The sequence below is a fragment of the Aquabacterium sp. genome, from assembly GCF_030652515.1.
Lineage (GTDB): Bacteria > Pseudomonadota > Gammaproteobacteria > Burkholderiales > Burkholderiaceae_C > Aquabacterium.
In genome coordinates this window covers 1-2,365 of record NZ_JAUSAR010000222.1, presented here as the reverse complement: position 1 = coordinate 2,365, position 2,365 = coordinate 1, and the positions used below count along the sequence as shown (strand labels likewise).

At 64.6% G+C, this 2,365-nt stretch carries 1 protein-coding gene; it reads left to right on the top strand.

Annotation, left to right across the window (positions count from 1 at the left end):
- Positions 1-2,365, top strand: a 2,365-nt coding sequence (locus tag Q7V20_RS23975) for an S-layer family protein (RefSeq protein ID WP_304796765.1), incomplete at both ends; no start/stop codon positions are given.

The window sequence follows — 2,365 nt, the reverse complement described above, 5'->3', positions numbered from 1 at the left end:
AACGACGGCTACATCAGCAAGGCCGAGTTGACCGACAACACCATCGGCGTGCGGGTCACCCTGCCAGCCGGTGCGGCTGCGGGCGACACCCTGAGCGTGACGGGCTCGGGCAACGTGGCCCAAGTGATCACCTTGACGGCGGGCCAATTGGCCGCCGGCTTCGTGGACCTGAAGTTCAATCCCACGGCCGACAACACCGACTTCGTGTCCACGGCCAGCATCGTGGACGCGGCTGGCAACAGCGCGGGCCAGGTCAGCGACGCTGCCCGCCTGCAACTGGGCGTGCCTGGCGCTCCGATCGTCACGATCGGTGAAGATGCCAACAACGACGGCTACATCAACAAGGCCGAACTGAGCGGCAACATCGATGTCTCGGTGGCCCTGCCTGCCACGGCCAAAGCGGGCGACAGCCTGCTGGTCAGCGCCAACGGCACGGACCAAGCGCCGATCGTGCTGACGCAAGCCGACATCGACAAGGGCAGCGTGTCCGTGCCCGGCATCACCAACCCTGGCGAAGGCAGCACCCTGACGGTGATGGCCCAAGTCAAGGACGTGGCGGGCAACCTGGGGGCCACCGGCACCGACAGTGCCCTCATCGACACCACAGCTCCGTCAGTCCTGACGGCCCAACTGGACCCAGCGTCCGACAGCGGCACCAAGGGTGACGGCATCACCAACGATGCCACCCCCACGATCAGCGGCACGGGCGACCCTGGCGCGCAGATCAAGGTGACGATGCCCGGCACGAATGAAGTGCTGACAACCACCGTTCTGCCCAATGGCACCTGGACGGTCACACCCACGCAAGACATCCCCAACGGCACCACAGGCCAGGCTCAAGTCACCGAGACCGATGCGGCAGGCAACACGACCCAGACCACGGTTCCTCTGAACATTGACACGGGCGTGCCCAACAACGGTGACGCGCCGACGGTGACGATCACGGAAGACGCCAACAACGACGGCTTCATCAACAAGGCCGAGTTGAACGGCAATGTGGACGTCAAGGTGGCGTTCACGCCAGCGCAAGTGAGCATTGGCGACGTGGTCAAGGTCACCTCCGGTGGCGTGACCAAGGACATCGTCATCACGGCGCAAGACAAAGCCAATGGCTTTGTCACCACGACCTTCACCGCCCCAGCCAATGGCACGACGATGACGGTGAGCTCGCACATCGAGGATGCTGCGGGCAACAACAGCGCCACGGGCATCGACAGCGCCAAGCTGGACCTCAGCACGCTGAGTGGCCTGGGCATCACCCTCAGCACCGACGTCAACAACGATGGCTTCATCAACAAGGCTGAATTGGCGGGCGGGCAGACCGTTCAAGCGCTGGTCAAGCTGCCGGTGGATGCCGCCGCTGGTGACATCCTGAACATCACGGCCACGGGCAATGCCACGCAAGCCATCACCCTGACGCAAGCACAGATCGACGCTGGACAAGTGCAGGTCAGCTTGACGGCACCTGCCAGCGGCACCGACCTGGTGGCCACGGCTCAAGTGAGCGATCCGGCAGGCAACCAGTCCGCCGTGGTCAGCGACCACGCGATCATCGCCACCGACGACATTTCGGCACCCAAGGTGACCATCACCACGGATGCCAACAACGACGGCTTCATCAACCAGGCCGAATTGGGCGCGGGCGGCACCATTGCCGTCTCGGTGGAGTTGCCCACCACGGCCAAGGTGGGCGACAGCTTGCTGGTCAGCGTCAATGGTTCAGCGCAGACACCCATCGTGCTGACGCAGGCGAACATTGACAGCCACACCGTGACCATCCCCGCCCTGGCCAATCCCGGCGAAGGCGCCAACTTGCTGGTCACCGCACAGATCAAGGATGTGGCGGGCAACGTGGGGGCCGCAGGCAGCGACAGCGCCAAGATCGACACCACGAACTACAGCGGCCTGGGCATCAGCATCACCACGGACGGCAACAACGACGGCTACATCAGCAAGGCCGAGTTGACCGACAACACCATCGGCGTGCGGGTCACCCTGCCAGCCGGTGCGGCTGCGGGCGACACCCTGAGCGTGACGGGCTCGGGCAACGTGGCGCAAGTCATCACCTTGAGCGCAGCGCAATTGTCGGCAGGCTTTGTGGACCTGAAGTTCAACCCCACGGCCGACAACACCGACTTCGTGTCCACGGCCAGCATCGTGGATGCGGCTGGCAACAGCGCGGGCCCGGTCAGCGACGCTGCCCGCCTGCAACTGGGCGTGCCTGGCGCTCCGATCGTCACGATCGGTGAAGACGCCAACAACGACGGCTACATCAACAAAGCGGAGTTGAGCGGCAACATCGACGTCTCGGTGGCCCTGCCTGCCACGGCCAAGGCGGGCGACAGCCTGCTGGTCAGCGCCAATG